The following is a 6,156-nucleotide window of genomic DNA, read 5'->3' as shown; positions in this document are numbered from 1 at the left end:
TGTTGCAGTCGATTCTGCTGGGGGCCATCGGGTTCGCGCTCGACTGGCGGCCGTCGCTGAGCGGGCTGCTGCTGGGCGCGTTGGTGATCGCGCTGGGCACGGCGACCTTCGCGGCGCTGGGGCTGCTGCTGGGCGGGACGCTCAAGGCCGAGGTGGTGCTGGCGCTGGCCAACATCCTCTGGTTCGTCATGCTCGGAACGGCGAGCCTGGTGTTCATGTCCGATGATCTGCCGCACGCGGTGAGCCTTATCGCGCGGATCATTCCCTCCGGTGCGCTGTCGGAATGCCTGGAGCAGGCGATGCGCACCAGCGTCGACTGGTACGGGCTGGCGGTGCTGGCCGGATGGGGCGGACTCGCCGGGTGGCTGGCCACCCGCTTCTTCAAGTTCGATTGACGCGCAGCGTGTTTAACGACACGTTGTAGTAGGGCGGGTGACGGGGCGAAATACGCCCCCGCTACCATCGTCTGCGTGCTGTCTCGCGCCTTCCAGCGACTTGCCGATCTGTTCCCGATGCCTTCGGTGCGGGTGCAGCGACTCATCGCCTTCGTGGTTCTGCTGACCCAGGCCGGAATCTCCGTGACCGGTGCGGTCGTTCGCGTCACCGCCTCGGGCCTCGGCTGCCCCACCTGGCCGCAATGCTTCCCGGGCAGTTTCACGCCGACCACCGTGGCCGAGGTGCCGGTCGTGCACCAGGTCGTCGAATTCAGCAACCGCATGCTGACTTTCGTGGTCGTGCTGGCCGCGGCCGTGATCGTGCTGGCGGTGACGCGGGCGCGGCGGCGGCGCGAAGTGCTCGTCTACGCCTGGCTGATGCCCGGCGGCACCGTGTTGCAGGCCGTGCTCGGCGGCATCACCGTGCGCACCGGATTGCTGTGGTGGACGGTCTCGCTGCATCTGCTCGCCTCGATGCTGATGGTGTGGCTGGCGGCGCTGCTGTGGGTCAAGGTCGGCGAACCCGACGACGGCATCGACACCGTGCAGGCGCCCAAGCCCCTGCGCCTGCTGACCGCCCTGAGCGGCGTGGCCCTCACCGCGACCCTCATCGCGGGCACCCTGGTCACCGGCGCGGGCCCGCACGCGGGCGACAAGAGCGCCGCCAAACCGGTCGAACGCCTCCAGGTCGAGATCACCACCCTCGTCCACCTGCACGCCGAACTCCTGGTCGCGTATCTGGCCCTGCTGGTCGGATTGGCCTGCGGCCTGGCCGCCGTCGGGATGAACAAGACCATCCGGACCCGGCTGATCGTGGTCATCGCCCTGGTCTGCTCCCAGGCCCTGATCGGCATCGTCCAATACTTCACCCACGTCCCCGCCGCCCTGGTCGCCTTCCACGTCGGCGGCGCGGCGGCCTGCACCGCCGCCACCGCCGCCCTGTGGGCCGCCCTGCGCACCCGCGAAACCCTGCCCGCCACCGCGACCGCGAGCACCGGCAAGATCCTCGCCTGACGCCTGATCCGGGCAGGATGGTCGGTGTGACCGACCTGATCGACGACGCACACCTGGAACAGACTGCGGTAGTGGCGAATACCGCGATGAACCGAGACCGGCGACTACCCGCGTACCGCCGCGAACTCGGCTTCGATCCGGTGGCGTGGCTGCTGGCCCGGCCCAGCCCACAACGCTGGCTCGACATCGGATGTGGCAGCGCCCGAGCACTTTCCGACGCCACCGTCCCGCTGGCCGGTCACGCCACGATCGTCGGGCTCGATCTCGTCGGCTACTTCGGCGTCCCGCCGCGCGACGGACTCGACCTGGTCACCGCCTCGGTGCTGACCTGGCAGCCCGATGCGCCCTTCGACCTCGTCACCAGCGTCCACGCCCTGCACTATGTCGGCGACAAACTCGGCGCGCTGACCCGCATGACCTCCTGGCTCACCATCGACGGCCACCTCGCCGCCAATTTCGAGGCCGCTGCCGTCCGCGGACCCGACGACGCACCCCTGGGCCGCCCGTTCACCACCGCCCTGCGCGCCAACGGCTTTCAGTACAACGCCCGCACCCACCGCCTCACTCGCACCGGTGCCGCCGAACCCACCTGGCCCTTCACCTATCTCGGCGCGAACCCCCACTCCGGCCCCAACTACACCGGTCAGGACGCGGTCACCTCGCATTACCGAGCTTGAGCACCGTTTCGCGGCCATCTGCGGATGATCTTGCGGCCCAGGACGATCAGGCCGAGCAGCAGCGCCGTGCCGACCAGCACGCCGACGATGCCGTCGGTGCGGGCCTTGTCGTGCATCTGGTCGCGGCTGCGGAGCGGGCGGTCGGCCGGGACTGCGTGGGCGATGCCCGCGACCATGCCGCCCGGCCAGTAGACCTGTATCTCGGGCGAGCCGCGGCCTCCGCGCGGCATCACCTCGCAGCCGTCGCGTTCCGACATCACGACACCGCCGCAGGAGGTCGGCTGGGTGAGGTCACGCGTCCCATTGATCAGCAGGGCCGCTGCTATCCCCGCCATCACCAGGGCTATCACCACCAGGAAAGCCACAGCCGCACGCCGCGAGCGAGGCGAACTCATCGCTATGCGGCTTCGCGACCGAGGAACTGCCACAAAGCATCTCGCACAGACTGCTGGGTGCGTCCGGCATGGAGTTCGAGCAGCGCGGCCTCGGCGACCAGGCCCACCCACAGGCGGGCGGCGTCGGCCGGATGGGTCCAGCCCAGGACCGCGAGATCGGGTTCGATGAGGACGGCGTTGTGGGTGTTGCGGGCGGTGACCTCATCGAGGATGAGGGGTTCGGCGCGGGCTTCCAGGAGGAGGGCCTTGACGCCGCGGTCGCGCAGGCAGGCGTCGAGATAGGCGGTCGAACCCGCTTGCAGGCGGGCGCGACCGGGCGGCAGGCCCGCGATGGCGGATTCGATATCCACTTGCAGGCGGTCGTGGAATTCGCGATGCAAGGCCAGCAGATAGTTGGCGCGGTTGCCGAAGTGGTGGAAGAACGTTCCCTTCGAGACACCGAGTTCGGCCACCAGGACGTTGACGCTGACCCCGGCCAGGCCGAGGCGTTCGGCCAGGCGTAGGCCGCTGTCGACGAGGGCCGCGCGGGTGCGTGCCGCGGAATCCTCCCGCAGATTCATCCGAACCGCTCCTCTCCCTTGCCTGTTCGCCGAACCGGTCGTATCGTCACCTTACATGACCGACCGACTGGTCAGTGAGTGACCGAACGGTCAACTCGATCGATCCCAGGAGATCGCCGATGCATACCATGGACACTTCCGCAGGTCGCGTGGCGTACCAGGACACCGGAACAGGCCCCGCGATCGTCCTGCTCCACGCGAACCTGCACGACCACCACGACTTCGACCCGATCGTCCCCGCCCTCTCCGCGCATCACCGGGTGATCGCGGTCGATTGGCCGGGACATGGTGCGTCCGAAGCGAATCCGGAGATCACCGCCGTCGGCCTCGCCGATACGCTCGTCGAATTCGTCAACGCGCTCGGCCTGGAACGCGCTGTCTTCCTGGGCAATTCGGTCGGCGGATTCGCCGCGGCCCGCCTGGCCATCGACCACCCCGACCGCGTCGCAGGACTCGTTCTGGTCAACACCGGCGGCTTCGTCCACCAGAACCCCATGACCCGCGCCTACTGCAACCTCTACGGCTCCGCCCTCGTGGCCCGCTACCTAATCCCCCGCAGTGTCCGCAATTACATGAAGCCCCTCTCCCCCGACGACGAAGCCGTCATCAACCGCGCGATGCGAGCGGCGGCCACCCCGGCAGGCCGCGCCGCCTACCGATCCCTCTGGCACAGCTTCAACTCCCCCGCCTACGACCTCACCACCCACGCCTCCAAGATCACCGCCCCCACCCTCCTCATCTGGGGAGCCCGCGACCCGGTCCTCCCCCTCCGCTACGGCACCCTGGCCCACCGCCTCATCCCCCACTCCCACCTCCACGTCCTCCCCACCGGCCACCTCCCCTTCTCCTCCACCCCCACCGAATTCCTAGACCTGACCCTCCCCTTCATCAACTCAGCCCTCACCACCCCCACCGACGACGCCACCACGCGCTAGCAGCGGTCATACGAAAAAGCGGTGGTCACGGCACGGCCAGGCTGGTCTGATGTGCGCGTGGAAATGATGTGGGCCAAGGCGGATTCGCTGCTGGGGTTGATACAGCGAGGGCGGGGAGCATGTTACGAGGCGGCCTTGGCATCGCGTGCGGAGGCCGCAGAGTTCGTGGTTGAGTGCATCGTCGACGATCCGCGCTGGGATCACCAGGTCGAGAACCGGGGTTGGCTGTATGCGCGGCTGGTGGCCGACCTGGGGGTGGATCTGCGGCGCTTACGGGACGCCTATTCGAAGCCCGTGGACACAACGGGTGATTCGGATGCTTGGCTGGTCGTCGAGGTGCTCGAAAACCTCGCGCGAGCAGGCGTGAACGGCAGCGTCAGCGAGTTGCGGCGCTATCTGCGGACCGGCCGCGACGCCGAGTTGGCGATCAATGCGCTGGCAGATTTTCATGACCATCCGGAGGCACAGGGCCTGCTCGAAGAGGTACTTGCGGTTGCCGATGACACGCAACTGAACTGGGCGCTCGCGTGGACCGGTGACCTGCCGGAGCCGTGGGCGCGATGGCGGGCGCAAAGTCCGCGCATCGAGCGGCTGCTTGCGGCGCGGGAACAGGAACGGCAGGTGTCCGGGTCGGGGCTGTCCTTGTCAGCGGCGCGGCGGGCGCGTGCCACCGCCGAGCGGGAACTGATCATGAATGCTGCCGGTGTGGCCGATACAGGCTGGGAGCCAACGCTCTTGGCGATCGCACCGGCTCTGCTCGCAGATGTCTCGACGCCGCTGCGGGTGCGGGTCGCTGTCAGGCGGCAGCTGAAGCAGCTGCGGTCACCACGTGCGCTGGCATGGGCCAGGGCGAACGCGGGGATGGACGGGGATCTGGCTTACCAAGCTCTGTCTCTGTTGTGCGAAATCGGGGATTTCGGGGATGCCGAAATGTTCCTCGACTACGTGAAAGCCACCGGAATCGAATCCAACGACACCATCTACGCACAATGCACGCTGGTCAGCGGGCTGACACGATTGGCTTTCGCATCGGCGGTACCGATGTTCGAAACGCTCTTCGAAACCACGGTGTACTCGTATCTCCGTGAGCGGTGCGCTCTCGGATTGAGCGCCCTGGCACCGGATTTCGCGCACGAGCGGGCGTTCGAATGTCTTACCGACGCCGAGTCCGGGATCCGGGCGATCGGGATCGCTCACGTCGATCTCTCGATACCGCGAGTGCGGGAGCGGTTAACGCGAATCGCGGCGGATGCGATGGAGGACGACGCCAATCGGCGGGCTGCCGCTGTAAGGAAAATTTAAGAAACCCGCTGGTGAGGCTGCTTACCTTCAGTACATCGAAGCACTGATCCGGGCCAACCGGATTCCTCTGGAGGTTGTCTCATGTGGAACATTTCTACCGTCAAACGTCAGACCGTCGCGAAGATCGGCGTCCCGCTGGCCGCCACCGCGGTGGGTCTCTCCGCCGTCGCGTTCGCGGCCGCGCCCGCCCAGGCTCAGGACCATGCCGGCGCCTGCCTCGTGGTGCAGAACCACGCGGGCCGCACCACCACGGTCAGCATGAACTACCCGGCCGGCTACAACGGCGAATGGACCATCTACCCCAATGATCTGAGCGTGCTGCTCTACAACGGTGTCGCGATCAAGTCCCCGACCGGTGACTTCAACATTCAGAAGGACTCCGACCTGCAGGCCGTGTGGAACTACGAGGGCAACCGCGATCACGACAAGGGCTGCAACGGTTCCTGGGTCGTCACTCTCAACGCCTGAGGTCCGCAGTGGCGACGATCAGTGTCGGTCGGCCACCAGGAGCCGACCGGTGCTGAGGAACGATTCCCGCTTCCCCGCGACACCGGAGTCGTGGGCCACGGTGAGCATGTCGCGGTCGCCGGTCACGGTGAATCCGCGTTCGGTCACCACGGCGCCCATGGCGGCGGGTGTCCAGCTCGAGCGCTGAGGTTCGCGGGCCATCGGATTGGTCCGCCCGGTCAGCGACAGCGTCAACTCCATGACGCGACGTCCGTAGCGGTACAGGCGATTCGGCGTGAGGCCGACCTGTACGAGCGCTGGGTAGCCGCGGGTTACTTCACCGCCGACCCTGCCAGTGCCAAGCCCGCCTACTCGATCGTGCTGCCCCCGCC

Annotated in this window: 9 protein-coding genes; 6 read left to right on the top strand and 3 right to left on the bottom strand. The window is 67.5% G+C overall.

The window, feature by feature from the left end:
* From ACWELQ_RS35095 to ACWELQ_RS35085, 3 genes are all read left to right on the top strand, one after another.
* Positions 1-395 (top strand): ABC transporter permease (locus ACWELQ_RS35095; RefSeq protein ID WP_452401316.1); only part of this gene is annotated, 395 nt, incomplete at its 5' end.
* Positions 396-470: 75 nt separating this feature from the next.
* On the top strand, positions 471-1,448 hold the full coding sequence (locus ACWELQ_RS35090; RefSeq protein ID WP_452401315.1) for a COX15/CtaA family protein: 978 nt from the start codon (positions 471-473) through the stop codon (positions 1,446-1,448).
* A gap of 26 nt (positions 1,449-1,474) precedes the next feature.
* Complete coding sequence (locus ACWELQ_RS35085; protein WP_452401314.1) at positions 1,475-2,125, top strand: class I SAM-dependent methyltransferase; 651 nt, start codon at positions 1,475-1,477, stop codon at positions 2,123-2,125.
* On the opposite strand, the gene ACWELQ_RS35080 is transcribed toward ACWELQ_RS35085, so the two are convergent.
* Together ACWELQ_RS35080 and ACWELQ_RS35075 are read right to left on the bottom strand one after the other, a co-directional pair.
* Positions 2,113-2,520: a hypothetical protein gene (locus tag ACWELQ_RS35080; RefSeq protein WP_452401313.1), complete on the bottom strand. Its 408-nt coding sequence runs from the start codon at positions 2,518-2,520 to the stop codon at positions 2,113-2,115. The genes ACWELQ_RS35085 and ACWELQ_RS35080 overlap by 13 nt on opposite strands.
* 2 nt (positions 2,521-2,522) lie before the next feature.
* Positions 2,523-3,080: a TetR/AcrR family transcriptional regulator gene (locus tag ACWELQ_RS35075; protein ID WP_452401312.1), complete on the bottom strand. Its 558-nt coding sequence runs from the start codon at positions 3,078-3,080 to the stop codon at positions 2,523-2,525.
* Between the two features lie 119 nt (positions 3,081-3,199).
* Here ACWELQ_RS35075 and ACWELQ_RS35070 point away from each other — a divergent pair, with 119 nt between their 5' ends.
* From ACWELQ_RS35070 to ACWELQ_RS35060, 3 genes are all read left to right on the top strand, one after another.
* Complete coding sequence (locus tag ACWELQ_RS35070) at positions 3,200-4,015, top strand: alpha/beta fold hydrolase (RefSeq protein ID WP_452401311.1); 816 nt, start codon at positions 3,200-3,202, stop codon at positions 4,013-4,015.
* A 21-nt stretch (positions 4,016-4,036) separates the two neighbouring features.
* Positions 4,037-5,317: a hypothetical protein gene (locus ACWELQ_RS35065; protein WP_452401310.1), complete on the top strand. Its 1,281-nt coding sequence runs from the start codon at positions 4,037-4,039 to the stop codon at positions 5,315-5,317.
* 81 nt (positions 5,318-5,398) lie between these two features.
* Positions 5,399-5,785, top strand: coding sequence for a hypothetical protein (locus tag ACWELQ_RS35060; protein ID WP_452401309.1), 387 nt, complete (start codon positions 5,399-5,401; stop codon positions 5,783-5,785).
* 18 nt (positions 5,786-5,803) lie between these two features.
* Here the strand turns inward: ACWELQ_RS35060 and ACWELQ_RS35055 are convergent.
* Positions 5,804-6,156: hypothetical protein (locus ACWELQ_RS35055; RefSeq protein ID WP_452401317.1), on the bottom strand; the 353-nt coding region annotated here is incomplete at its 5' end.

The organism is Nocardia sp. NPDC004722 (assembly GCF_053601505.1).
Note: the sequence above shows the minus strand (reverse complement) of the source record. Positions and strands in the feature narration are given on the sequence as shown.

What these genes read in the sequence shown, in the direction of transcription:
- ACWELQ_RS35080 (WP_452401313.1), bottom strand. Translation starts at nt 2,520, where the DNA reads ATGAGTTCGCCTCGCTCGCGGCGTGCGGCTGTGGCTTTCCTGGTGGTG.
- ACWELQ_RS35075 (WP_452401312.1), bottom strand. Translation starts at nt 3,080, where the DNA reads ATGAATCTGCGGGAGGATTCCGCGGCACGCACCCGCGCGGCCCTCGTC.
- ACWELQ_RS35070 (WP_452401311.1), top strand. Translation starts at nt 3,200, where the DNA reads ATGCATACCATGGACACTTCCGCAGGTCGCGTGGCGTACCAGGACACC.
- ACWELQ_RS35060 (WP_452401309.1), top strand. Translation starts at nt 5,399, where the DNA reads ATGTGGAACATTTCTACCGTCAAACGTCAGACCGTCGCGAAGATCGGC.